The sequence below is a fragment of the Streptomyces sp. NPDC052301 genome (genome assembly GCF_044593395.1).
In the GTDB taxonomy this organism is placed as follows: domain Bacteria; phylum Actinomycetota; class Actinomycetes; order Streptomycetales; family Streptomycetaceae; genus Streptomyces.
In genome coordinates, this window is the sequence record NZ_JBIUBE010000003.1 from 399067 (window position 1) to 423409 (window position 24343).

18 protein-coding genes and 1 pseudogene are annotated in these 24343 nt (G+C 73.6%); 11 read left to right on the forward strand and 8 right to left on the reverse strand.

Annotation, left to right across the window (positions count from 1 at the left end; all coding sequences use genetic code 11):
• Positions 1-18: 18 nt before the first annotated feature.
• The 3 genes from ACIHEJ_RS09040 to ACIHEJ_RS09050 are packed head-to-tail and all read left to right on the forward strand — an operon-like array spanning position 19 to position 3949.
• Complete coding sequence (locus ACIHEJ_RS09040; protein ID WP_400133414.1) at positions 19-1563, forward strand: VWA domain-containing protein; 1545 nt, start codon at positions 19-21, stop codon at positions 1561-1563.
• A complete protein-coding gene (locus tag ACIHEJ_RS09045; protein WP_400133416.1) occupies positions 1560-2636 on the forward strand; it encodes a hypothetical protein in 1077 nt (358 codons plus the stop codon). Before ACIHEJ_RS09040 ends, ACIHEJ_RS09045 begins: the two co-directional genes overlap by 4 nt.
• The gene (locus ACIHEJ_RS09050) at positions 2633-3949 is read left to right on the forward strand and encodes an extracellular solute-binding protein (protein ID WP_400133418.1); all 1317 of its coding nucleotides are present in this window, start codon (positions 2633-2635) and stop codon (positions 3947-3949) included. Before ACIHEJ_RS09045 ends, ACIHEJ_RS09050 begins: the two co-directional genes overlap by 4 nt.
• Before the next feature lie 987 nt (positions 3950-4936).
• On the opposite strand, the gene ACIHEJ_RS09055 is transcribed toward ACIHEJ_RS09050, so the two are convergent.
• Both ACIHEJ_RS09055 and ACIHEJ_RS09060 read right to left on the reverse strand, forming a co-directional pair.
• Positions 4937-5782 (reverse strand): patatin-like phospholipase family protein, encoded by an 846-nt coding sequence (locus ACIHEJ_RS09055; RefSeq protein ID WP_400133420.1) that lies wholly within the window; start codon positions 5780-5782, stop codon positions 4937-4939.
• Positions 5783-5845: 63 nt separating this feature from the next.
• Positions 5846-6997, reverse strand: coding sequence for a magnesium and cobalt transport protein CorA (locus tag ACIHEJ_RS09060; protein ID WP_400133422.1), 1152 nt, complete (start codon positions 6995-6997; stop codon positions 5846-5848).
• A gap of 239 nt (positions 6998-7236) precedes the next feature.
• On the opposite strand from ACIHEJ_RS09060, the pseudogene ACIHEJ_RS09065 reads away from it, so the two are divergent.
• The 4 genes and pseudogenes from ACIHEJ_RS09065 to dmpI form a co-directional block, all read left to right on the forward strand.
• A pseudogene (locus ACIHEJ_RS09065) lies at positions 7237-7611 on the forward strand (ABC transporter substrate-binding protein); the annotation flags it as partial.
• A gap of 54 nt (positions 7612-7665) precedes the next feature.
• A complete protein-coding gene (locus ACIHEJ_RS09070) occupies positions 7666-8775 on the forward strand; it encodes a winged helix DNA-binding domain-containing protein (protein WP_400133424.1) in 1110 nt (369 codons plus the stop codon).
• A 34-nt stretch (positions 8776-8809) separates the two neighbouring features.
• Complete coding sequence (locus ACIHEJ_RS09075) at positions 8810-9676, forward strand: LysR substrate-binding domain-containing protein (protein WP_400133426.1); 867 nt, start codon at positions 8810-8812, stop codon at positions 9674-9676.
• A 92-nt stretch (positions 9677-9768) separates the two neighbouring features.
• Complete coding sequence (dmpI, locus tag ACIHEJ_RS09080) at positions 9769-9957, forward strand: 4-oxalocrotonate tautomerase DmpI (protein ID WP_400133428.1); 189 nt, start codon at positions 9769-9771, stop codon at positions 9955-9957.
• 89 nt (positions 9958-10046) lie between these two features.
• Here dmpI and ACIHEJ_RS09085 read toward each other — a convergent pair whose 3' ends face one another.
• From ACIHEJ_RS09085 to ACIHEJ_RS09095, 3 genes are all read right to left on the reverse strand, one after another.
• Positions 10047-10835: a S1 family peptidase gene (locus ACIHEJ_RS09085; protein ID WP_400133429.1), complete on the reverse strand. Its 789-nt coding sequence runs from the start codon at positions 10833-10835 to the stop codon at positions 10047-10049.
• A gap of 205 nt (positions 10836-11040) precedes the next feature.
• Positions 11041-13896 (reverse strand): ATP-binding protein, encoded by a 2856-nt coding sequence (locus ACIHEJ_RS09090; RefSeq protein WP_400133431.1) that lies wholly within the window; start codon positions 13894-13896, stop codon positions 11041-11043.
• A gap of 171 nt (positions 13897-14067) precedes the next feature.
• Positions 14068-14898 (reverse strand): LuxR C-terminal-related transcriptional regulator, encoded by an 831-nt coding sequence (locus ACIHEJ_RS09095; protein ID WP_400133433.1) that lies wholly within the window; start codon positions 14896-14898, stop codon positions 14068-14070.
• A 114-nt stretch (positions 14899-15012) separates the two neighbouring features.
• Here ACIHEJ_RS09095 and ACIHEJ_RS09100 point away from each other — a divergent pair, with 114 nt between their 5' ends.
• Together ACIHEJ_RS09100 and ACIHEJ_RS09105 are read left to right on the forward strand one after the other, a co-directional pair.
• On the forward strand, positions 15013-16686 hold the full coding sequence (locus ACIHEJ_RS09100; RefSeq protein WP_400133435.1) for an AMP-binding protein: 1674 nt from the start codon (positions 15013-15015) through the stop codon (positions 16684-16686).
• The gene (locus tag ACIHEJ_RS09105; protein ID WP_400133437.1) at positions 16683-18275 is read left to right on the forward strand and encodes an AMP-binding protein; all 1593 of its coding nucleotides are present in this window, start codon (positions 16683-16685) and stop codon (positions 18273-18275) included. The genes ACIHEJ_RS09100 and ACIHEJ_RS09105 overlap by 4 nt, the downstream gene beginning before the upstream one ends.
• Positions 18276-18521: 246 nt before the next feature.
• On the opposite strand, the gene ACIHEJ_RS09110 is transcribed toward ACIHEJ_RS09105, so the two are convergent.
• Positions 18522-19244 carry a hypothetical protein gene (locus ACIHEJ_RS09110; RefSeq protein ID WP_400133439.1) on the reverse strand — a complete coding sequence of 241 codons (723 nt, stop codon included), beginning with the start codon at positions 19242-19244 and terminating at the stop codon, positions 18522-18524.
• 262 nt (positions 19245-19506) lie between these two features.
• On the opposite strand from ACIHEJ_RS09110, the gene gcl reads away from it, so the two are divergent.
• Positions 19507-21294: a glyoxylate carboligase gene (gene gcl, locus ACIHEJ_RS09115; protein WP_400133441.1), complete on the forward strand. Its 1788-nt coding sequence runs from the start codon at positions 19507-19509 to the stop codon at positions 21292-21294.
• Between the two features lie 251 nt (positions 21295-21545).
• On the opposite strand, the gene ACIHEJ_RS09120 is transcribed toward gcl, so the two are convergent.
• Complete coding sequence (locus ACIHEJ_RS09120) at positions 21546-21779, reverse strand: hypothetical protein (protein ID WP_400133443.1); 234 nt, start codon at positions 21777-21779, stop codon at positions 21546-21548.
• Positions 21780-22058: 279 nt separating this feature from the next.
• Between ACIHEJ_RS09120 and ACIHEJ_RS09125 the strand changes: the two genes are divergently transcribed.
• Positions 22059-22667, forward strand: a complete 609-nt coding sequence (locus tag ACIHEJ_RS09125) for a heme-binding protein (RefSeq protein WP_400134002.1) — start codon at positions 22059-22061, stop codon at positions 22665-22667.
• A 41-nt stretch (positions 22668-22708) separates the two neighbouring features.
• On the opposite strand, the gene ACIHEJ_RS09130 is transcribed toward ACIHEJ_RS09125, so the two are convergent.
• Positions 22709-24172, reverse strand: coding sequence for a catalase (locus tag ACIHEJ_RS09130; RefSeq protein ID WP_400133445.1), 1464 nt, complete (start codon positions 24170-24172; stop codon positions 22709-22711).
• Positions 24173-24343: the final 171 nt, after the last annotated feature.

The following is a 24343-nucleotide window of genomic DNA, read 5'->3' on the forward strand; positions in this document are numbered from 1 at the left end:
CACAAAGGGGACACAGCGATGACCGTGGCCCGGGAGACAGAGGTGACGCTCGCGGTCGGCCAGCAGAAGGACCTGCCCGCCGTCCCACCGCAGGCCGGCGGGGCCCCCGACCGGGAGATGCACGCCATCGTGGAGATCGGCGTCAGCAGCCACGGCGGCGCCGGGCCCGCCACCGGGCACGCCCCCGGCAGCGGGCCCGCGCTCGCCGAGGTGCTCATCGTCGACACCTCCCGCTCGATGCTGCATCCGCCCGCCAAACTGCGCGCCGCGAAGGACGCCACCGTCGCCGCGGTCCGGATGCTGCCCGAGGGGACCGCCTTCGCCGTGCTGTCCGGGCGGTTCGACGCCACCCTGGTCCACCCCGGCCCCGGCAGCCCCGTGCCGGCCGTCGCCGGGCCCGCCGAACGCGAGGCGGCCGAGCGCGCCGTACGGATCCTGGACGCGGACGGCGGCACCGCCATCGGCACCTGGCTCGACCTCGCCCGCCGGCTGCTGCGCGAACAGCCCGCACCCGTCAAGCACGTCCTGCTGCTCACCGACGGGCGCAACGAGCACGACCACCGGGCCGCCATGTCCCTGGAGACCGCGCTGGACGCCTGCGAGGGCCGGTTCGTGTGCGACGCCTGGGGCATCGGCGACGACTGGGACGCCGAACTGCTGCTGCGCATCACCCGGCGGCTGCACGGCCGCGCCGGGGCCGTCCGCGAGGAGGCGGAACTCCCCGCCGTCTACGAGGAGTTGATCAGCGGACTGCTCGGCACGGCGGTGCCCGAGCTGCGAATCAGGCTCACCCCCACCCCCGGCACGGTCGTCCGCCGGGTCACGCAGGTGGTGCCGAGCGAGCAGGAGCTGCCGGCCGTCACGGCCGGAGCCGGCGGGCGCGGCGCCGAGTACGTCACCCGCGCCTGGGGCGACGAGGTACGGCACTTCCAGGTCGTCCTGGCCGCCGACCCGACCGGCCGCGAGATCGGTGAGGACCTCCAGCTCGCCGCCGTGGACGTCGTCGTACCCGACCTCGGGCGCCCGGTACGGCTGCCCGCGCCGCAGCCCATCCTGGTGCGCTGGACCGACAACCCGCTCGACGCCTCCCGGCAGCATCCCGGGGTCCGCCGGCACGAGCTGTACCAGCGGGCGAGCGCGGCCGTGGCCGAGGCCTACCGGGCCTGGCTGCGCGGCCCGGACGGCCGGGCGGCGGCGAACCGCGCGCTGGCCCGGGCCCTCGCCCTGGCGGCGGAGCTGGGCGACACCCAACTGCTCGGCGCGCTGCGGCGGATCGAGGACGGGCCGGGCACCGACCGGGTCCGGGCCGGCCTCAAGGACGTCGACTGGCAGCACCTGATCCTCTCCAGCGCCATGACCACCCCGCCGGAACCGGCCCCTGCCCAAGCGCCGTCCGCCGCCCCGCCCGGCACCGGCGCCGCCCCGCCGCCGGGGGCCGCCGCTCCCGCCCCGGCCGGCGCCGACGCGCTCGCCGAGTGCCCGGACTGCAAGTGGCTCGGGCCGGCCGACTCCGTCTACTGCGGCGGCGACTGCGGGCGGCTGCTGAGGGGGCCGTCCGCATGAGCGTCCCCGCAGGCACCGCGGCCGACGGCACCGGCCCGCAGAACGGGACGCCCGCCGCCGCGCGCCCGAAGACCCGGCGCGCGGCGGTCCCGGCCGGCCGCCGCGCCGTCACCGGCCCGCTGCGCGCCCTGACCCGCCTCCTCGGCGGGCGGCGGGCGCCGGGACAGGGCAGCACCACCGCCCACGACCTCGCCGTACGCCACCGCCTGCTGCTGGCGCTGTCGGCCCTGCTCACCCTGTCCCTGTTCCTGTCCTACGAGGGCGTGCACGGCGACGCCAACCCGCTGCGCACCTCCAGCGCACCGGCCGTGCTGTCCGTCGACACCGCGCTCTACGCCCTCGGCCGGGCCCAGCAGGACGCCGGAGCGGCGGCCCCCACCAGTGACTTCCAGCGGCAGATCTCGGTCGCCGCGCAGAGCCTCGCGGCCGCCGCCGGGGACGACGTGGGCGGCCCCGCGGGCCGGCAGGCCCTGCAGACGGTGGCCGGACTGATCACGGTGTACGCCGTCAAGGTCCAGCAGGCCCAGCTCCAGCCCGCCGACAGCGTGCTGCGCGAGGCCTACCTCAGCTACGCCACCAGCGTCCTGACCGACCCGGGCTCCGGGATCACGGCCCGCCTGAGGGTCCTGCAGCGGCAGGAGCGGGCCGCGGTGCACCGCCAGACCTCCTTCGGGCCGCTGCTGTGGCTCGGCTGGAGCGTGACCGGGCTGCTCGCCCTCGCGCTCGCCGCGGCCCTGCTGGAGACCCAGCGCTTCCTGCGCCGCCGCTTCCGCCGCCGGTACAACCGCCAACTCGTAGCGGCTGTCGCCCTGTTGATCGTCGGACTCGCCACCTGCCTGCTGTTCACCCTCTGGACGCTCCAGGGGATGGCGGAAACCCGCGACCTGCTCGACCGCCCGCTGAGCGGGCCGCTCCTCACCGACGCGGGGCAGCACACCGTCTCGTCCCTCGCGCACACCGGTCTCCGCGCCGCGGCGGCCGGGTGGATCCCGATAGGAGGCATCCTGCTCATGGCACTCGCCGAGACGGCACTGCGGCGGCACATCGACGACTACCGGTTCAGGCCCCGGTGAGCGCCCCGCCCGCCGGCCCCGCGCCGGCCGCATCCGGCACCCGGCGCCACCCCTCGCGCCGTCTCACCCGCACCGTCACGGCGGGGCTGTGCTGCCTGGCCGTGCTCGCGGCGGCCGTCGTCGTGGGCGTACGCGCCCTCGGGCAGGAGCCGACGGTCACCCTGCTCGCCAACTGGACCGGGGACGACGAGCGGAACTTCCGGGCCGCGGTCGTCGAGCCGTTCGAGCGGGAGCACCACGTCCACGTCGACTACCAGGGCAGCTCCGCCGAGAGCCAGGTGCTGGGCGCCGACGTGGAGGCCGGCACGCCACCCGACGTGGTGGTGCTGACCGGCCCCGGCGAACTCGCCGCCTACGCCGGGCAGAACCAGCTGGAACCGCTCGACGGCCTGATCCCGCGGGACGCCTTCAGCTCGTCCTGGGCGACGCCCCTGAACGGGCACGTGTACTGGTTCCCGCTCAAGGCCGACCTGAAGAGCATCGTCTGGTACCCGGCCGGCACGAGCGAGCGGCAGCGCGCGCAGGCCGCCGGCCGGCCCGGGCAGTGGTGCGTGGGCCTGGGCTCCGGGGCCACCAGCGGCTGGCCGGGCACGGACTGGATCGAGGACATCCTGCTCCAGCAGTACGGCCCGGGCACCTACCAGCAGTGGGCGCGCGGCGAACTGTCCTGGCGGTCCGAGAAGGTGAAGGGGGCCTGGACGACCTGGGGCCGGCTGGTGGGTGCCGGAGGGAACCGAGAACTGGTCCGGCGGGCCCTGAAGACCCCGTACCAGAAGGCGTCCGAGCCGGTCACCGCCGAGCCGCGGGGCTGCACGCTGGAACACCAGGCCTCGTTCATCCGCAACCAGGACGCGTGGACACGGGCGGACGGCCGCTACGAGCCGTCGGCCCGGCTGGTCCCCGGGGCCACCGCTTCCGACGCCTGGGAGGTCTCCGGCGACCTGGTCGCCCTGCTCCACGACACCCCGCAGGCCAGGCAGCTGATCCGGCACCTCGCCTCCGCCGACACCCAACGGGCCTGGAACGCCCGGGAGTCCGGTTTCTCCGTCGACGCCCAGGCGCAGCCCGCCCCCGGCGACGCCGGTTCCGCCTGGCACCGCTCCCTCGCGGCCACCCTCCTCGACACCCGCGCCGTCCACTGCTTCGACGCCTCCGACGCGATGCCGCCCGCGGTGCGCGACGCGTTCGCCGAGGCGACGATCGAATTCCTGGCCCACCCCGACCACTTGCCCGCACTCCTGAAGTCCCTGGACACCCTCGGCACCACCCGCGACCTGACCTGGCTGCCGACGGTGTGCGACCACGGAACCTGAGTCCGGGTTCGAGGCTCCGGCCGGGCGCGGGCCAGCTGTGGGCGGTTCACGGTCCGTGGCTCGGGGCCCGGCTTCCGGCCTGGGCCGGCCTGGGCCTCGGTGACCCGAGGGCCGGCGCGGTTCGTGGGCTGCCGGCGATCCTGCCTCGGGTTCCGGCGTCCACCTGGGCCTGCCTCGGGCTCCGGCTTCCCCTCGGCGTCCACCTGGGCCTGCCTCGGGCTCCGGCTTCCCCTCGGCGTCCCCCTGGGCCTGCCTCGGGTTCCGGCGTCCCACTGGGACCGGCTCGGCCCTGGCGGTCCGTGGGACCTGGCTCGGCTCCCGGCCTCCGGCCGGTCCCGGCTCGGCGTCGGGCGGTCCACGGACTGTCACCCAGACCCGGGCCGGCCGGCGGTCCAGGCTCGGGTTCCGGCCTCCGGCCGGTCCGGGCTCGGTGTCGGGCGGTCCACGGACTGTCACCCAGACCCGGGCCGGCCGGCGGTCCAGGCTCGGCTCCCGGCCTCCGACCGGGCTCGAATCAGTTTTCCAGGGATCCACGGGCGGTTGTTCAGGCCAGGGACTGCCGCCGGCCTCGGCCCGGGTTCCGGCCTCCGGCCGGATCGGCTCCCGGCGGTCCAGGGGCCCGCCGGCTGCCGGCCGGATCGGTTGTCGGCGGTCCATGGGCCCGAGCCCGGGCCTGCCACCGGCCTCGGACGCAGGCCCCGGCCTCCGACCGGGCCTGGGCCAGGCCCCTGGCAGCCCACGGGCCCTGCCTCTGGCCTCGAGCTCCGCGCCGACCCGCCCTCAGGCCCTGGCAGCCCACGGGCCCTGCCTCTGGCCTCGAGCTCCGCGCCGACCCGCCCTCAGGCCCCGGCAGCCCACGGGCCCTGCCTCTGGCCTCGAGCTCCGCGCCGACCCGCCCTCAGGCCCCGGCAGCCCCGAGCTCTGGCTCGGACGCGGATCTCCGCATCGCCCCAGGCGCAAGCCCCCGGCGGTCCGCCGGGCCCTCGCTCAGGCCCCCGTGCTCCACGGCAGCCGTAGCGTTCGGCCCTGGGTGCGGCCCGTCTCGGCGGCGGGGCCGCGGGTGGACGGGTCCAGGGCGTTGTCGCCGATCGCTGCCGTCGATGCCTCGTCCGGCGCGATCAGCACCACCTCGGCGCCCTGGGCGCGCAGACGGGCCACGGAGGCCTCCAGCGGCTGTTCGCTCGGGAACGGCTCGGTGACGCCCAGCGGCACCACCACCAGCACCCGCTCCGCGCCTGCGGCGAGGTCGGCGTTGGCGATGGAGCGCACCCCGCCGTCGATGTAGCGGCGCTCGCCGATCGTCACCGGCGGCCACACCCCCGGCACCGCACAGCTCGCCGCGACGGCGTCCACCAGGGGCACGCCCGAGTCCCGGTCGAAGACGCGCGGCTCGCCGCTCCCGGCGTCCACCGCGACGACCTTCAACGCGCGCTCCGGCCAGCCGTGGGACGGCAGCCGCGACTCGATCACCGCCCGCCGTTCCGGCTCCGGCACCGTCCGGGACCCGAGCGCGACCCGCCCGACCGCCCGCCGCAGCTCCGGCACCGACGCGGCGGAACCGGTGGCGGCCCCGATCTCGGCGGCGAACTTCTCCAGATCCATCTCGGCCATGATCTCGGCGGCCTGGAGCGCGGGATCCACCTGCCGGGCGTACAGCTCCTCCAGGCTCAGCCCGCTGCCCAGCTGGGCCGCCACGGCCGACCCGGCGGAGGTCCCCACCAGCAGACCGGCCCCGCTGACGTCCTGCCCGGAATCGGCGAGCCCCGCGAGCAGTCCGGTCATCCAGGCGATCCCGCCCACACCGCCGCCGCCCAACACCAACGCCTCGGTCATCCCCACTCCTTGCCACTAGGCGATCACCTGGGGAAGACGCCGGCCGGCGCGTGCGCATTCCCGCTACAGCCAGTCCCGCCGTTTGAACACCAGGTACAGCGTCGTACAGACCACGCCCATCAGCCCGATCGCGAACGGGTAGCCGAACCCCCAGTGCAGTTCCGGCATATGGTCGAAGTTCATCCCGTAGATCGTCCCCACCAGCGTCGGAGCGAACAGAATGGCCGCCCACGACGAGATCTTCTTGATCTCCTCGTTCTGCTCGAAGCCCGCCTCCGCCAGCGCCCGCATCTCCGCGTTCTGCTGCTGGGTGACCAGGGTCGCGTTGACGGTGAGGATCTCGCTGAGGGCCTGGCGGAAGCCGTCGACGCGCTCGCTGATGTGGGTGACGTGGTCGGCGACGTCCCGCAGATAGCGCTGGAGCTCCTCGTCGGTCTCGTACTTGGCGAAGCCCGCCATCAGACCGTGCAGCATGCCGACGAGCGGGCGGGTCGCGCGCTGGAACTCGACCATCTCCCGGGACAGTTCGTAGATGCGACGGGAGACCTCGGGGTCGCCGCGGAACACCTCGGTCTCGATCTCGTCGATGTCGTTCTGCACGCCGGACACGACCGGGGCGTACCCGTCGACGACCGCGTCCAGGATCGCGTACAGGACCGCTTCCGGGCCGAGTCTCAGCAGCTCGGGGGTGTCCTCCATGCGGCGGCGGACCGCGGACAGATCGGGGGCCGCGCCGTGCCGGACGGTGATGACGAAGTCCGGGCCGACGAACACGTGCAGCTCGCCGAAGTCGACCTCCTCGGGCGCGTCGAGGTAGCGGGCGGCGCGCAGCACGACGAACAGCGTGTCGCCGTACCGCTCCAGTTTGGGGCGCTGATGCGCCTCCATCGCGTCCTCGACGGCGAGCGGATGCAGACCGAACTCGACGGCCAGGGAGTGCAGTTCGGCCGCCGTCGGGCCGGCCAGGCCGATCCATGCCATGCCCGACGGCTGATCGCGCAGTTCGCGGTAGGTCTCGGCGAGCGTGGCGGGGGAGGAGACACGGACGCCGTCGCGGTACAGCGCCGTCCGGACGACGCTCGCCGGTTCGGCGGGCTCCGCCGGACCCGGGCCGGGCGCGGGCGCCTGGCCGCCGGCGGGTGACCGGGGCGGGGCGGGGGCGCGGCGCCAGACGGACCTGCGGCCGCCGTTCCTGCCGTTCTCTCGCTCGGACATCGGCTGCCTCTCCGTCGAGCCCGCGGACGGCGTGATCACTAAGGCGGGGGTACGAGCAGGATATCCGCGGCATCCCCGGCCCCCGGCGCCCGCCACGGTCAGGGTCCGGTGAGAGTCCGGAGGAACCAGGAGGAGGAGCGGCGGCGCCTCGGGGCCCGGCGGCCCGCTCGGACGGACAAGCGGACAACCGGTTGCCGGCCACCGGCGGTGCCGGATGCACTGTGCGGCACGATCACCCTGAATGGGCGACGCCGCTCGGCGCCGACGGTGCCGCGATCCCCTTCCTGCGCCACCTGCCCGAGCGCCTCGGCCCCCTCGGCGCACGCGTCGCGGCGACGCTGCGCGAACAGCCGGCCGGGGCGCCCTCCTTCGCCGCCTTCGAGGGCTACGACTCGGTCACCGTCCTCGCCGACGTCCTGCGCTCCCACGGCACGGACGACCGGGCGCGCACCGCGGCGGCCCGGCCACACGTCGCCGTCGACGGCACCCGCGGACCGATCCGGTTCTCCCGCACCCCGGGCATCGGCGTGTGGCAGCGGGCCCGGGCGCCCGTCCAGGTGGTCGACCGGGACCCGGCGGACCCCGCACGCTTCCGGGTCCTGCACACCGGCTGAGCGGGCCCGCAAGGGCGACACTCCCGCCCGGCCACGGCACTAGCGTGTGCGGACATGACCCAGAGCAGCGCACCCGAGGCTCCCCTCCTGGACGTCCGTGCCCTGAACCGTGCCACCCTCGGCCGGCAGCTCCTGCTGCGCCGCTCCCCGCGCTCCGTCCCGGACGCCGTGCACCATCTGCTCGGCCTCCAGGCGCAGAACGTCAAACCCCCGTACTACGCCCTCGCCGCCCGTCTCGACGGCTTCGCGCCTCAGCAGCTGTCGGCGCTCATGGCCGGCCGCGAGGTCGCGCGGATCGTCACCCTGCGCTCCACCCTGCACACCCACACCGCCGAGGACTGCCTGGCCCTGCGGCCGCTCGTCCAGCCCGCCCGGGACCGCGAGCTGCGGAACTTCCGTACCGGGCTGGCCGGTGTCGACCTCACCCGGCTGGCCCGGCTCACCCGCGAGCTGGTCGAGGCCGAGCCGCGGACCATGGCCGCGCTGCGGGCGGCGCTCGGCGCAGAGTGGCCGGACGCCGATCCCCGGGCCCTGGCCGTCGCCGCCCGCTGCACCCTGCCGCTGGTCCAGGTCACCCCGCGCGGCCTGTGGGGCGAGAGCGGCCAGGTCGCCCTGACCACCGCCGAGCACTGGCTGGGGCGTCCCGCCGCACCGGCACCCGAGCCGGACACCGTCGTCCTGCGCTACCTCGCCGCCTTCGGCCCGGCGTCCGTCCAGGACATGCAGGCCTGGGCCGGACTCACCCGCCTGCGGCCCGCCTTCGAGCGGCTGCGCCCGCGGCTGCTCACCTTCCGGGACCCGGCCGGCGTCGAGCTGTTCGACCTCCCCGACGCCCCGCGCCCCGACCCCACCACCCCGGCCCCGCCCCGCTTCCTGCCCGAGTTCGACAACCTGCTCCTCGCCCACGCCGACCGCGGCCGGGTCGTGCCGCCCGAGTACCGCGGCCGTACCTGGCAGGGCAACCAGGCCCACCGCACCTTCCTCGCGGACGGTTTCCTGGCCGGTCTGTGGAGGCTCGACGAAGCGTGCCTGGTCATCGAGCCGTTCGGGAAGCCGGGCAGGGCCGAGCGGGAGGAGGTGACCGCGGAGGCGGAGCGGATGCTGCGGCTGATGCACCCCGAGGCGTCGTACGACATCCGGTTCGGCACGGTCGTACGGCGGTGAACCGCGCCCCGGCACCCGTTCTACAGTCGGGCCCATGGAACTCCGCCAGCTCAGCTATTTCGTCGCCGTCGCCGAGGAGTTGCACTTCGGGCGGGCGGCGGAGCGGCTGCACATCGTGCAGTCCGCGGTCAGCCAGCAGATACAGCGGCTGGAGCGGGAGCTGGGGGCCGAACTGTTCGACCGCTCACCGCGCCGGGTGCGGCTGACCGCGGCGGGGGAACGGCTGCTGCCCGAGGCCCGGTCGGTGCTCGGCGCGGCCGAGAAGGCGCGGGCCGCGGTCGCCCGGCCCGCCGGGCTGCGGCTCGGCACCAGCACCGGCCTCGGCGAGCACCTGGACCGGGTGCTCGCCGCGTTCGCCGAACGGGCACCGGACGTGCCCGTGGAGCTGCACTCGCTGCCCGTCGGCGAACGGCTGGCCCGGGTGGCGGCGGGCGAGCTGGACGCCGCGTTCGTCCGGTCGGCCGAACCGCCGCCCGGCATAAGGGTGCTGCCGCTGTGGCCCGACCCGCTGGTGGCCGCCCTGCCGGCCACGCACCCGCTCGCCGGACGGGACGAGATCGCCCTCACGGACCTCGCCGCACTGCCCCTCGCGCTCACCGCGCGCCGCAACAACCCCGCCCTGGTCGACCTGGTCCTCGGCGCCTGCCGCGCCGCCGGGTTCGACCCGGTCCCGGGGCCGGTCGGCGGCTCCCTGTACGACACCCTGGCCACCATCGGCGCCCGGCCGCTGTGGACGGTCGTCTACGCCTCCCACGCGCGCGTGCTGCGCACCCCCCGGGTGGCCTACGTCCCCTTCGGCGCACCCGGACTCGCCCTGGCCACCGGCCTCGCCGTACCCGTCGCCGATCCCTCGCCACACCTGGAGGAACTGGTGACGGCCTGCGGCGATCACGAAAGCTGATCGCTGCGGTCGCGGACTGCCCCTTGGTCCGCGAGCCGCGCCGCGATGGACTGGACCCACCGAACAGGAACACCGCTCAGGGGAGTTCAGAGATGCCGATCGTCACCATCCAGCAGGGTCCGCGCGACGTCGAGCTGAAGCGGGAGCTGGTCAAGCGGGTTACGGACGCGTTCGTGGACGCGTACCGGATCCCGGCGGAGACCGTGCAGGTGTGGATCCACGAGGTCCCGGCCGACAGCTGGGGCGCCGCCGGGAAGCTCACCGCCGACAAGCAGCCGTAACGGTGGATAGGGGGCGTTGCGGGCTGCTCGTGGAAGCCCGCAACGCCCCCTGGTTTCTCACCTGAGTCGTGCTCAGGAGACCTTTCCCGTCACGAGGTGACCTGTGCCGTCACCAGGTCCGAGAAGGTGGTCAGCCGGGTGTAGACACCCGGGTAACCCGCCTCCGCGCACCCCTCGCCCCAGGAAGTGATCCCTGCCAGGACGCCCCCGATGATCAGGGGACCGCCGCTGTCGCCCTGGCAGGTGTCAACGCCGCCGGAGGTGTATCCGGCGCAAACCATGTCGGACTGGACGTAGTCCGAACCGTAGGAGGAACGGCAGCCGGTGTCGGACACGACCGGGACGGTCGCGGTCCGCAGCTGGTTGGAGGAGCCGCCGTTCTCCGAGGTGGTGCCCCAGCCGAGGATGCGGGCCGTGGTGCCGGCCGCGTAGACGCCCGTCTGGGAGGAGGAGACGAACGACACCGGCTTGTACGGCATCGACGTCGCCAGGGTCAGGACCGCCACGTCGTCACCGTTGGTGGCGTCCGTGTAGTCCGGATGGACCCAGATCCTGCTGACCTTGCTGACGGTACCGTCGGTGCCGTTCAGGTAGGTGCGCCCGCCGACCACCCGGACGCTGCTCGCGGACTCGCCGGCCATGCAGTGCGCGGCCGTCACGACCTTCTTGGCGGCCACCAGGGTGCCGCCGCAGAACTGGTCGCCGGAGGCGTCCGTGATCTGCACGACGAACGGGTACGCGGCCGTCGTGGTGGTCGTACCGCCGACGATCGGCTGCGGGGCGGCGCTCGCCGTGGGGGAGGCGAGCAGCGCCGTCGCCGCGGCGGCGCAGGCCACCACAGGCACGGCGAACTGTCTGGCACGTCTGAGCCCGAACATGAGTCTCCTCAGTGGGGGTTGCACCGGTGGGGGGTCGCGCGGACGGGGGTGCTTCACGGGGGTCGCGGGACCGACCCCCGTATGCCCGGGCGAGCGGCACGCCCCTTACGCTAGGACCCGGAACCCTCGGCTCCCAATGAGGGAACCCCCTAGGGGGTGGGGTGAGGGAAAACCCTCGGTCCGGATCAGTTAACAAGAGCGCTGCTCAGCGCGCGCGCCGACCTGCCGCCAATCGGACGATGTCCACCCGCGACCGGATCCCGAGCTTGCGGTAGACCCGGGTCAGGGTCGCCTCCACCGTCTTCACGCTGATGAACAGCCGCGCGGCGATCTCCCGGTTGGTGGCGCCCTCCATCACCAGCGCGGCCACCTGACGCTCCATCGCGGCCAGCACCTCCAGGGCGTCCAGCGCGTCCGGGACGGCCAGGGCCGGTTCCTGCTCGGGGATGGCGAGGACGTCGTCCACCTGGCGCAGCCAGGGCAGCGCCCGGCAGCGGCGGAACATCCGGGTGGCCTCGTCGAAGGCCCCCGCGGCCTTCCGGGCCGCTTCCGGGGTGCGTGAGCCCGTGGCGGGCCGCCGGCCGCGCAGCCGGGCCAGCGCGAACGCGGCCCGCGCCTCCTCCAGGCCGTAGCCGAGCTTGCCGAGCCGGTCCTGAGCGGACGTCAGCTGGGCGAAGGCGGCCTCGGTGTCACCCTGGGCGGCCCGCACCAGGGCCTCCGAGCGGTCGAGGACGGCGAGGACGCTGTCCCGGCCCAGCCGCAGCGCGTGCTCGCGGCTGGCGTCGATGACGTCCTGCGCCTCGGCCGGTTCACCGATGCGGACCAGTGCCTCGGCGAGGTCCCCCTGCCAGCGGCCCCGCGCCGGGTCGGTGATGCCGAGACCCAGCTCCAGTCGGCGCACCCGGCGCAGTGAGCGCACCGTGCCCGCCGGGTCACCGGCCACCAACTGGGCGTACCCGAGGGCGCCCAGCGCCCGCGAGAGGTACATCTGGTCGCCGTCCTCCTCGGCGTGCCCCACCGCCTCCCGGGCGAGGGCGAGGGCCCGGTCCACGTCGCCGCCGGAGGCCTCCGCGAGGGAGGTGAGCATCGCGGAGGCGGTCTCCCCGATCCCGGAGTCCCGCGCGAGGCGCAGGCTCTCCCGGGCCAGCTCCAGGGCCCGGCCGCAGTGCCCGGCGCGCAGTTCGGTCTCGGCCAGGCCGCGCAGGAAGTGCACCTCGCTCTCCACGGAGCCGCGCCGGCGCACCTCGCGCAGCAGCGCGGTGACCGTCGCCCGGGCCTCGGTCAGCTGGTCGCCCATGACCAGCCAGCGGAACCGGGCGCTGCCCGCCCCGTTGTGATGGCAGGCCACCCTGGGGTCCTGAGGCTCCCTCAGGGCGCGTTTGATGGTCCGGGGCGCCTCCGGATGGCCCATCAGGGTCTCGGTCTGTGCCTGGAAGGCGAGCGAGAGCAGTTCGGTGCGCCGGTCCTTGCCGCGCGCGGCCAGCTCGGCGGCGTGCGCGGCGGCCTCGCGGGCCTCGGTGAAGTCGCCCTCCACGATCAGCGCCCGCCACGCCAGCTGGTAGTGCACCAGGGCCAGCAGCCGCGGGTCGTCGCCGGCGTCGGCGAGGGCCTGCGGGAAGACGGCGTCGACCTCGGCCATGGTGTGGCCCGCGGTGTCGATGACGATGATCCAGGCCCGCACCCGGTCGGCGGGCACACTCGCCCGGGTCAGCACCTCCCGGGCGATGTCCCGGGCCAGGTCCACCTCGCCGGCGGTGATGGCGTCCTCGGCGGCCGTGAGCCGGCGCTCCTCCTGGCCGGGCACGCCGTCGGCGGGGGTGTGCCGGGCGGCGAGCAGCCCCAGCTGGGCGGCGACCGACGGGGCGCCCCGGTCCCGGGCGAGGGCGGCGGCCTCGGCGAGCCGGTCGGCGACCTCCGGGTCGGTGCCGGTGGTGGCGAGGGCCAGGTGCCGGGCCCGCTCGATCGGGTCGGAGGCGGCCGTGGACAGCGCCGCGTGCGCGGCCCGCCGCTCGTGGGCGGGCGCCTCGGCGTACAGCGCGGCGGAGATCAGCGGGTGTGCGAACCGTACGGCGGGGGCGTCGGGTTCGGTGGCCAGCAGCCCGAGTTCGGCGGCCTGGGCGCACTCGGCCTCGGCGTTCTCCCGGCCGGCCGCGTGCAGCAGCGCCGGGGTGGGGCGGGCGCCGGCGCTGGCCACCAGCAGGGTGCGGCGGGCCTCGACGGACAGCATGTCCAGCCGGCTGAGCACGAGGGCGCGCAGGGAGGTCGGCACGGGCAGCGGCTCGCCCGGCCGGGGCGGGGTGGGGCTGTCGGCGAGGGCACGGCCCAGCTCCAGGGCGAACAGGGGGTTGCCGCCGCTGGTGCGGTGGATCTCGCGGACCGTGGAGCGGGGCAGCCGGCCGTGGCCGCGGTGGTCGAGCAGATCGGCGACCTGGGTGCGGGAGAGCGGGCCCAGCCGGACCGCGAGGGTGTCCGGCGGGCAGGCGCGCAGATGCCGGTCGTACTCCTGGCTCTCCTGGCCCTCGGTGCGTACCGCGCACAGCAGCTGCACCGGGGTGCCCTCCAGGCGGCGGGCGGCGAAGCCGAGCAGTTCGGCGCTGGCCGGGTCCAGCCACTGCAGATCGTCCGCGACGACCAGGACGGTGCCCCGGGCGGCCAGGGTGCGCAGCGCGGAGAGCACCGCCAGGCGCAGCGCCAGGCCGTCGCGCTGCAGGCTGGACTCGCCGCGGCCGGTGAGCGCCGACTCCAGGGCGGTGCGCTGGGCGGCGGGCAGCCGGGGGGAGACCTCGTCGAGGACCAGGCCGAGGAGGTCGGCGAGGGCGAGGAAGGGGAGGTGGGATTCGGACTCCGTGGCCGAGCAGCGCAACACGGTCCGCACGGTGGCGCCGTATTCCTCGGCCAATGCCCGCAGGACGGTGGATTTCCCTATTCCGGCGGGACCGTGGAGCAGCACACTGCCGCCCGAGGCGAGTTGGTCCCGGGCTCCGGCGAACAGGTCCTCGCGGCCGATGACCAGGTCGGGGCGGCACCTGGCAGGCTCCTGGAAGTCCCGTCGCACGGTCACCGCTCCCCTCGTGTGTCGTGTCCGGGCCAAATTCTAGGCAACGATCGATGAAATTCGGACGGAAGCCGTGGTGAGGGAAATAACAAACGGTCAAGCATATGTAAATTCAAGGTGTCACCGAATGAATGGACAGTTTCCTCACGGCTGTCGCCCCGGCCTCCCGGTCCGCTCCTACGGCAGCAGTCCCGCCCTGCGGGCCGCGGTCACCGCCTCCCCTCGGGTGTGCGCGCCCAGCTTCCGCATCGCCGAACGCAGATAGCCCTTCACCGTCTCCGGGCGCAACCCCAGCCGCTCGGCCACCGCCGCGTTGGTGGCGCCCGCCGCCACCCAGGAGAGCACGTCCAGTTCGCGTGGCGCCAGGCTCGCGCCTCCGGCGGGACGGGAAGCGGTCAGCAGGCCGCAGGCGGCGAGCAGTTCGGCCCGCAGCTGCGGGTCCGTGATCCGGGGCGCCAGCGCCCGCAGCGCCGCGTGCGCCTCGCGCACCTGCTCCCAGGAGGCGCCCCGTTCCCCGTCCGCGCCCTGAGGCCGGGCCTGTGCCAGGAGCCCCCGCGCCTCGTCCCGCACCACCAGCGCCTGCTCCACGTCCCGTGCCACCGCCATCGCCGCGCCCAGCGTGCGGTCACCGAGCGGCTGCGCCGCGCGCAGTGCGCCGTACAGCACCCCGCGCACCCGCCGCCGTACGACGACGGGCACCGCCAGCACCGAGCGGATACCCTCGGCGGCCACCGGGACGTCGTACTCGTGGCTGATCTGCCGGGAGCTGGAGTAGTCCGTCACCGCGCAGGGCCGGGCCAGCGCCACCGACTTGCCGCCGAGCCCGTTGCCCGACGTCACCGCGAGCGAGCGCAGCGCGGCCGTGGCCGTGCCGCTCAGCTCGCTGATGCGGATCTGCGGCCGGCCGGACTCCACCAGCCCGCCGAACGCCACCGGCAGTCCCGTCGTACGCCGCAGCCGGGCCAGCGCCGTGCCGATCTCCACTGCCCCTGCCGCATCTGCCGTCACCTGTTCGCCCCTTCGGTGACCCACACCCCCGTTCGGGGGTAGTGAGACCTGCATCACGGATTAGACGATGCCAGAGAGCCGCCCGGCAATGGTCCGGAACCTAGGAGGCACCAGATGACGACGGCGACCGATCTGTTCCGCAGCGCCCGGGACTTCCTGCTGGAACACCGGGAGGACTACGCCACCGCCTACGAGGGCTTCTCCTGGCCGCGGCCGGGGCACTTCAACTGGGCGCTGGACTGGTTCGACGCGATCGCCGCCGGCAACGACCGCACCGCGCTGCACATCGTCGAGGAGGACGGCACCGAGACCCGGCTGACCTTCGCGGAGATGTCCGAGCGCTCCAACCGGGTCGCCCGGTGGCTGCGCGAGCGGGGTGTCGCCGCCGAGGACCGCGTCCTCGTCATGCTCGGCAACCAGGCCGAGCTGTGGGAGACCGCGCTGGCCGCGATGAAGCTGCGCGCGGTCGTCATCCCGGCCACCCCGCTGCTCGGCCCGGCCGACCTGCGCGACCGGGTGGAGCGCGGCCGGGTCCGGCACGTGATCGCGCGGGCGGAGGACACCGCCAAGTTCGCCGAGGTGCCCGGCGCCTACACCCGGATCTCGGTCGGCGGCCTGCCGGAGGAGGGCTGGGAGCCGTACGAGGACGCGTACGCCGCCCCCGCCGAGTTCCTGCCCGACGGCCCGACCCTGGCCGACGATCCGCTGATGCTCTACTTCACCTCGGGCACGACCGCCCGCCCCAAGCTGGTCGAGCACACCCACACCTCGTACCCGATCGGGCACCTGGCGACCATGTACTGGATCGGCCTGCAACCCGGTGACGTGCACCTGAACATCTCCTCGCCCGGCTGGGCCAAGCACGCCTGGTCCAACCTGTTCGCGCCGTGGAACGCCGAGGCGACCGTCTTCCTCTTCAACTACACCCGCTTCGACGCGGCCCGGCTGATGGCCGAGATGGACCGGGCCGGGGTGACGACGTTCTGCGCGCCGCCGACCGTGTGGCGCATGCTCATCCAGGCCGACCTCGGCCAGCTGCGCACCCCGCCCCGCGAGGCGGTCGCCGCCGGGGAGCCGCTCAACCCCGAGGTCATCGAACAGGTCCGGCGGGCCTGGGACGTGACCATCCGGGACGGCTTCGGGCAGACCGAGACGGCCGTGCAGGTCTCCAACAGCCCCGGCCAGCTGCTCAAGACCGGCTCCATGGGCCGCCCCAGTCCCGGCTACCGCATCGAACTCCTCGACCCGGTCTCCGGCGCGCCCGGGGCCGCCGAGGGCGAGATCGCCCTCGACCTGGCCGAGCGGCCGGTGGGCCTGATGACCGGCTACCACGGCGATCCCGACCGTACGGCCGAGGTCATGGCGGGCGGCTACTACCGCACCGGCGACATCGCCTCCCGCGACGAGGACGGCTACCTCACCTACATCGGCCGCGCGGACGACGTCTTCAAGGCCTCCGACTACAAGATCAGCCCGTTCGAGCTGGAGAGCGCGTTGCTGGAGCACGAGGCGGTGGCGGAGGCGGCCGTCGTGCCGGCGCCGGACGAGCTGCGGCTCGCCGTGCCCAAGGCGTACGTCGTCCTCGCCGAGGGCTGGCAGCCCGGCCCCGGCACCGCGAAGGTCATCTTCGAGCACGCCCGCGAGGTGCTCGCCCCCTACAAGCGCATCCGCCGGCTGGAGTTCGGCGCGCTGCCCAAGACCGTCTCCGGCAAGATCCGCCGGATCGAGCTGCGCGAGGCCACGGCCGCGGGCTCGCAGGACGAGTACCGCGAGGAGGACTTCCGGTGAGCGCCCAGCTGTCGTACACGCACGGAACCGGCTCCACCGCCCTGCTCGGTGACACCATCGGCGCCAACCTCGACCGGACCGTGGCCGCCTGGCCGGACCGGGAGGCGCTGGTGGACGTGGTGTCCGGGCGGCGCTGGACGTACGCGGAATTCGGCGCGTCGGTCGAGGAGCTGGCGCAGGCGCTGGTCGCGAGCGGGGTGGCCAAGGGCGACCGGGTGGGCATCTGGGCGGTCAACTGCCCGGAGTGGGTGCTGGTCCAGTACGCCACCGCCCGCATCGGCGCGATCATGGTGAACATCAACCCGGCCTACCGCACCCACGAGGTCGAGTACGTTCTGCAACAGGCGGGGATCTCCCTGCTGTTCGCCTCCCCGAGTCACAAGAGCAGCGACTACCGGGGGATGGTCGAGCAGGTGCGGGGCGGGTGTCCCGAGCTGCGCGAGGTCGTGTACATCGGCGACCCGAGCTGGGAGGCGCTGCTCGCGCGGGGGACCGGTGACGCCGCCTACGCGGAGCTGTCCTGCGACGACCCGATCAACATCCAGTACACCTCGGGGACGACGGGCTTCCCGAAGGGCGCCACCCTCTCCCACCACAACATCCTCAACAACGGTTACTTCGTGGGCGAGCTGGTCTCCTACACCGAGCAGGACCGGATCTGCATCCCGGTGCCCTTCTACCACTGCTTCGGCATGGTCATGGGCAACCTGGCCGCCACCTCGCACGGCGCCTGCATGGTCATCCCGGCGCCGTCCTTCGAGCCGCGGGCGACCCTGGAGGCGGTGCAGCAGGAGCGCTGCACGTCCCTGTACGGCGTCCCGACCATGTTCATCGCCGAGCTCAACCTCCCCGGCTTCGCGGACCACGACCTCTCCACCCTGCGCACCGGGATCATGGCGGGCTCGCCGTGCCCGGTGGAGGTGATGAAGCGGGTGGTCGCCGAGATGCACATGGAGGAGGTCTCCATCTGCTACGGAATGACGGAGACCTCACCCGTCTCCCTGCAGACCCGCATCGACGACGACCTGGAGCACCGCACCGGCACCGTCGGCCGCGTCCTGCCCCACCTGGAGGTCAAGGTCGTCGACCCCGCCACCGGGGTCACCCTGCCCCGCGGCACCGCGGGGGAGCTGTGCACCCGCGGCTACAGCGTGATGCTCGGCTACTGGAACGAGCCCGGGAAGACCGCCGAGGCCGTGGACGCGGGCCGCTGGATGCACACCGGGGACCTGGCGGTGATGCGCGAGGACGGTTACGTCGAGATCGTCGGCCGTATCAAGGACATGATCATCCGTGGTGGTGAGAACGTCTACCCGCGCGAGATCGAGGAGTTCCTCCACGCCCACCCGAAGATCAGGGACGTCCAGGTCGTCGGGGTCCCGCACGAGAAGTACGGCGAGGAGGTCCTCGCCTGTGTCATCCCGCAGGACCCGGCCGACCCGCTCACGCTCGAGGAACTGCACGCCTTCTGCCGGGACCGGCTCGCGCACTACAAGGTCCCCAGCAGGCTGCAGACCCTCGACTCCTTCCCCATGACGGTGTCCGGGAAGGTGCGCAAGGTCGAACTGCGGGAGACGTACGGGGTGTGAGTCACCGGAGAACGAGCATCCGTTGAGTGCCCGACGGCGGGTCCCGGGCGGGCGAGCGCGCTGTCGGCGGCGCACTCGGCCCGGGATCCGTCGGCACGGCCGGCCCGGCGAGACCGTCGGATCTGCCCGTCCCGTGTCCCGGTCCGCCGTTGCGGCGGGCCGCGAGGTGCGAGCAGCCGGGCCCCGAGCGTGTCCGTGCCGGTCCGGGCTTCTCCGGTCCCGGCCCGGCGGCCGGCCGGGGACCGCTCAGGCCTGCTCGTCCCGTGTTCCGGTCCCCGGCCGCGGGGCGCCCTCGGCGTGCAGTCTGCCGGCCGGGGTGTTTGCCGGCTGCGGCACGCCCGCGAGGTCGAGGACGAACAGGGGGACCCCGAGCGCGTCCGCGCAGGCCCGCGCCTCGTCGGTGTAGTCGGCGAGCGAGAAGTACGCACAGTCCGCGGACTCGGTCATCGCCGTCAGCCACAGGCACTCCACGTCCCGCGGCGCCGCCGGGCGCACGGTCGGGTCCACCTGGGCGAGCAGCCCGCGGGCGGCGAGCCCGATGCCGTTCGGGGGCCACTGGTCGGCGCGGCGGACGTCCCGGTAGCCGAGCCGGTGCAGGTAGAGCGCGGCGGCGGTGACCGCGTCGCGCGCGGTACGGATCGTGCGCGGCCGGAAGGCGGGGCGCCGGGCGGCCGGTGCCGTCGCCGGTGTCCCCGTGTCACCGGCCGGCGTCCGGGTCACCGGGATGCGCAGGACCGTGCCGCAGGGGCAGCCCAGTTCCGGGTGCGGCCACTGGCCCAGGCGTCCGCAGGCCGCGCACGGCACGGTGAGCCACTCCTCGTCCCAGGTCCGGTGCGCCGCCGGGGCCGGCTCGGCGGCCGGATCCAGCCGCGGGGCGGTGGGCGCCCCGCACGCGCACGGATACGCCGGCGCGGTGTAGACGTGCTCGCGCCGACAGGCCGGACAGCGCACCGGCACGCTCTCGGGCATGGGCCCACCACTCCCAGGCGTCGCGTCACGCCAGTCGTCTCGGGACAGCGCCCCCATCATCCTCCTGCCGCACCCCCGTTGTCCGGCGCTTGCCGTGTCCCGGCGGCCGGGCCTCTCTTGACGACGTCCACCCCACCCCCCTACATTACTTCCAGATAGTAGAAGTTATATTCCGCTATGCGGAAGATTGACATGCTGGAGACTGTGCTCACCGCGGGGCGCGACGGGAGTACGCAACCGACAGCCGAGGCAGGAGTACTCGATGGCTCGTATGACCGCTGCCCGCGCGGCAGTTGAGATCCTCAAGCGCGAGGGCGTCACCGACGCCTTCGGTGTGCCGGGCGCCGCGATCAACCCGTTCTACAAGGCCCTCGAGGAGGGCGGCGGCATCAGCCACACCCTCGCCCGCCACGTCGAGGGCGCCTCGCACATGGCCGAGGGCTACACCCGGACCCAGCCGGGCAACATCGGTGTCTGCATCGGCACCTCCGGCCCGGCCGGCACCGACATGATCACCGGCCTGTACTCGGCCATCGGCGACTCCGTCCCGATCCTGTGCATCACGGGCCAGGCGCCCACCAGCGTGATCCACAAGGAGGACTTCCAGGCCGTCGACATCGCCTCGATCGCCAAGCCGGTCACGAAGATGGCGGTGACCGTCCTGGAGGCCGCGCAGGTCCCCGGCGTCTTCCAGCAGGCCTTCCACCTGATGCGTTCCGGCCGTCCCGGCCCGGTCCTCATCGACCTGCCGATCGACGTCCAGCTCACCGAGATCGAGTTCGACCCGGAGACGTACGAGCCGCTGCCGGTCTACAAGCCGGCCGCGACCCGCGCCCAGATCGAGAAGGCGATCTCCTTCCTGCTCGCCGCCGAGCGCCCGGTCATCGTCGCCGGCGGCGGCGTCATCGGCGCCGACGCCTGCGACCTGCTGGTCGAGTTCGCCGAGCTGACCGACACGCCCGTCATCCCGACCCTGATGGGCTGGGGCGTGCTGCCCGACGACCACGAGCTGAACGCCGGCATGGTCGGCGTCCAGACCTCGCACCGGTACGGCAACGCCAACTTCCTGGAGTCGGACTTCGTCCTCGGCATCGGCAACCGCTGGGCCAACCGCCACACCGGCTACAAGCTCGACGTCTACCGCGGCGAGCGCAAGTTCGTCCACGTCGACATCGAGCCCACCCAGATCGGCAAGATCTTCCCGCCGGACTACGGGGTCGTCTCGGACGCCAAGGCCGCGCTGGAGCTGTTCGTCCAGGTCGCCAAGGAGCTGAAGGCCGAGGGCAAGCTGCCCGACCGCGCCGACTGGGTCGCCTCCACCCAGGAGCGCAAGGCCACGCTGCTGCGCCGTACCCACTTCGACGACGTGCCGATGAAGCCGCAGCGGGTGTACGAGGAGATGAACAAGGCCTTCGGCCCCGACACCCGGTACGTCACCACCATCGGCCTCTCCCAGATCGCCGGCGCGCAGATGCTGCACGTCTACAAGCCGCGCCACTGGATCAACTGCGGCCAGGCCGGCCCGCTCGGCTGGACCATCCCGGCCGCGATCGGCGTCGCCAAGGCCGACCCGGAAGCCCCGGTCGTCGCGCTCTCCGGCGACTACGACTTCCAGTTCATGATCGAGGAGCTGGCGGTCGCCGCCCAGCACAAGATCCCGTACGTCCACGTGCTGGTGAACAACGCCTACCTGGGCCTGATCCGGCAGGCGCAGATCGGCCTGGACATCAACTTCCAGGTCAACCTGGAGTTCGAGAACATCAACACGCCCGAGATCGGCGTCTACGGCGTGGACCACGTCAAGGTCGCCGAGGGTCTCGGCTGCAAGGCGATCCGGGTCACCGAGCCGGACCAGCTGGGCGCGGCCTTCGAGCAGGCGAAGAAGCTGGCCGCCGAGCACCAGGTGCCCGTCGTCGTCGAGGCGATCCTGGAGCGGATCACCAACATCTCGATGAGCCGCACCATGGACATCAGCGACATCTCCGAGTTCGAGGACCTGGCCACCGAGCCCGGCCACGCGCCGACCTCGGTCAAGCCGCTGAAGGTCTGATCCGCCGGGCCGCCGCAGGCCCGGCACCCCAGGAACACCAAGGGCGGCCCGTCCTCTCGGACGGGCCGCCCTTGCGCGTCCCCCGTGGTTCCCCCGTGCATCCCCGTTCAGGGCCCGCCGCCCCCGTGCCGGCGGGCCCTGTGCCCGTAATCTGCCCGACTCCGGGGGCGGTTGAAGCCTGAGCGGCCGTGTTCAGAGCTTGATTTGAGCATGACGTAGCCCGCCTACGACGGCTGCGGTACGCCCGGCCGCTACAGCTCGTGCTCCGACAGCCCCGGCCAGTCGTCGGGGCCGCCGCCCTGCCACTCGATGAGATCGCTCTCCTCCACCTCGATCCGGTCCAGGTCGGCCAGCCGCAGGATCTCCACGACGTCGTCCAGGTGCGAGGCGAGTCCCAGGGTCACGTCCCCTTCGGTGACCCGCCGGGACCCGTCCAGGGCCGGGGAGTGGACCACGATGTGCGGATGGTGTGTCGGATTGCCCATGAATTCAGCGTGCGGCGGCGTTCGCGTTCCCGCACGTCGGTCCCGTCCCGCGCGCACCGCCACGGGGCGGCGGACGGCCGTGCTGATTTCGCGTGCATGTCTGACATCCACGCTTGCCCGGGCTGACGCCGGCCGACGCGGACCGGCTGGTGCACACCGCGCCGGCGGTCGGTGCCGAGCGAGGCTTCCCTCCGCCGGCGGTGGCCGTGTCGACCTGGCAGGTGAGGTGATCGTCCTGCGCCGGGACGACGGCGGTATGCCGACGACCTCACCTGCCGGATCGCCGTGGCCAAGGCGCGCACCGCGTCGCTCGCGCTGCAGCCCTCCGGCACGATCAAGCTGCCCGGTGGGATCGTCGACGGCATCCAGCACCTGTACGGCGGTGACTTCGTCCCGTGGGCCGGCGGTGTGCCGGTCACCGACGGCGACGTGATCCTCGGGGCCGCGGGCGCGTCCGGGACTCGTGCCGTCGAGGACGAGGAGGCCGTGCGGGCGGCGGTGCGGCGCGGGCAGGAGGGCCGCGGCGGCCGACAGCCGGCGGTGGTGCCGGGCGCCCGGAACGCACGAGCGCTCCCCCGCCGGACGTGGGTCCGGCGAGGGAGCGCTTCGTACGTGGTGACCGTCCGACGGCGCGAGGCTGGGCGCGACAGGTCGTTCGCGCCGCCGGACGGGGCGGGTGGCCCCCGGCAGGGGGCTGGGTGGGACCGCGGTGGGTGCGACGGAGCCGGCGGCCCCTTCCCTCTGGTCTGGAAGGGGAGCGCGGATCCTTCACCACCGCACTGGCTCGCAGACCACCGCGGTCCTCGCCCTGCCCGCGCCGTCCGCCTGTCGGCCACCCCTCATCCGGGCCGTACGGCGTCCTGCGCGGGCCGCGTGCGGACGTCATGACCTCCCGTCAGACTCCGTACGCCGCTCGGGGCTTGCTGGGCTCAGTCCTCGCGCAGCGCGCGGACCGCCTCCTCCACGCGCTTGCCGTACTCGGGGTCGGCGGCGTGGAAGTGGGCCAGGTTCTTCTCGATCACGTCGTCTCGGGAGACCTGCGAGAGGCCGCCGGCGATGTTGGCGATCAGGCGGGACTTCTCCTCCTCCGACATCAGGCGGTACAGCTCGCCCGCCTGGAAGAAGTCGTCGTCCTTGGTGTGCAGCGGGGCCTCGTGGTTGCCCGTGTGGCCGCTCACCGGCAGCGGGGCCGACAGCGGGCGGCCGGTCTCGACCGGGCCGTCGTAGGAGTTCGGCTCGTAGTTCTTCGCGCCGCGGCCCTGGGCGTTGAACGCCATGTAGCCGTCGCGGCCGTAGTTCCGGGCGCCGCCCGGCACGGCCTTCGGGGAGTTGACCGGCAGCAGGGTGTGGTTGACACCGAGGCGGTAACGGTGGGCGTCCGCGTAGGCGAACAGGCGGCCCTGGAGCATCTTGTCGGGGGAGGGGCCGATACCCGGAACGAAGTTGTTCGGGGAGAAGGCGGCCTGCTCGACCTCGGCGAAGACGTTGTCCGGGTTGCGGTCGAGGACCAGGCGGCCCACGCGCTGCAGTGGGTAGTCCTTGTGCGGCCAGACCTTGGTCAGGTCGAAGGGGTTGAAGCGGTAGTCCGCCGCCTCGGCCGCCGGCATCAGCTGCACGTACAGGGTCCAGGACGGGTGCACCCCGCGCTCGATCGCCTGGAGCAGGTCGGTCTGGTGCGAGTTGGCGTCCTTGCCCACGAGCTCGGCGGCCTGCTCGGCGGAGAGGGAGCGGATGCCCTGGTTCGTCTTGAAGTGGTACTTGACGAAGAAGGCCTCGCCCTCGGCGTTCGTCCACTGGTAGGTGTGCGAGCCGTAGCCGTTCATGTGGCGGTAGGACGCGGGGATGCCGCGGTCGCCCATCAGCCAGGTCACCTGGTGCGTGGCCTCGGGGGCGTGGGCCCAGAAGTCCCAGACGTTGTCCGCCTCCTGGCGGCCCGTGAACGGGTCCCGCTTCTGCGAGTGGATGAAGTCGGGGAACTTGATCGGGTCCTTGATGAAGAACACCGGGGTGTTGTTGCCGACGAGGTCGTAGTTGCCCTCCTCGGTGTAGAACTTCACCGCGAAGCCGCGCGGGTCACGGACGGCATCGGCACCGCCGAGCGAGTCGGCGACCGTGGAGAAGCGCACGAAGACCTCGGTGCGCTTGCCGATCTCGCTGAGGAAGTCGGCGTGGGTGAAGCCGGTGACGTCGTCGGTCACCTCGAAGTGGCCGTACGCGCCGGAGCCACGGGCGTGCACCACGCGCTCGGGGATCCGCTCGCGGTTGAAGCGCGCGAGCTTCTCCAGGAGCTGCTGGTCCTGGATCAGGAGCGGGCCGCCGACGCCGGCGGAGGCGGAGTTCTGGTTGTCGGCGACCGGTGCGCCGGCCTCTGTCGTGAGCACGCGCTTCGACATCGTGGACCTTCCGTGCGGTGGCAGCGGAAATCTTCTTCCGCTTTGTGGAGCCTAGAAGTCTTGGTGGAGCCTAGAAGTGGGCCATCTGAACGTCAACAGTTTGTTGAAGTTGAATCCGGGCGGCGCCGCCGCCTGGGCGCGACAGGACAGGTGTCAGCGGCGGCGCCGCCC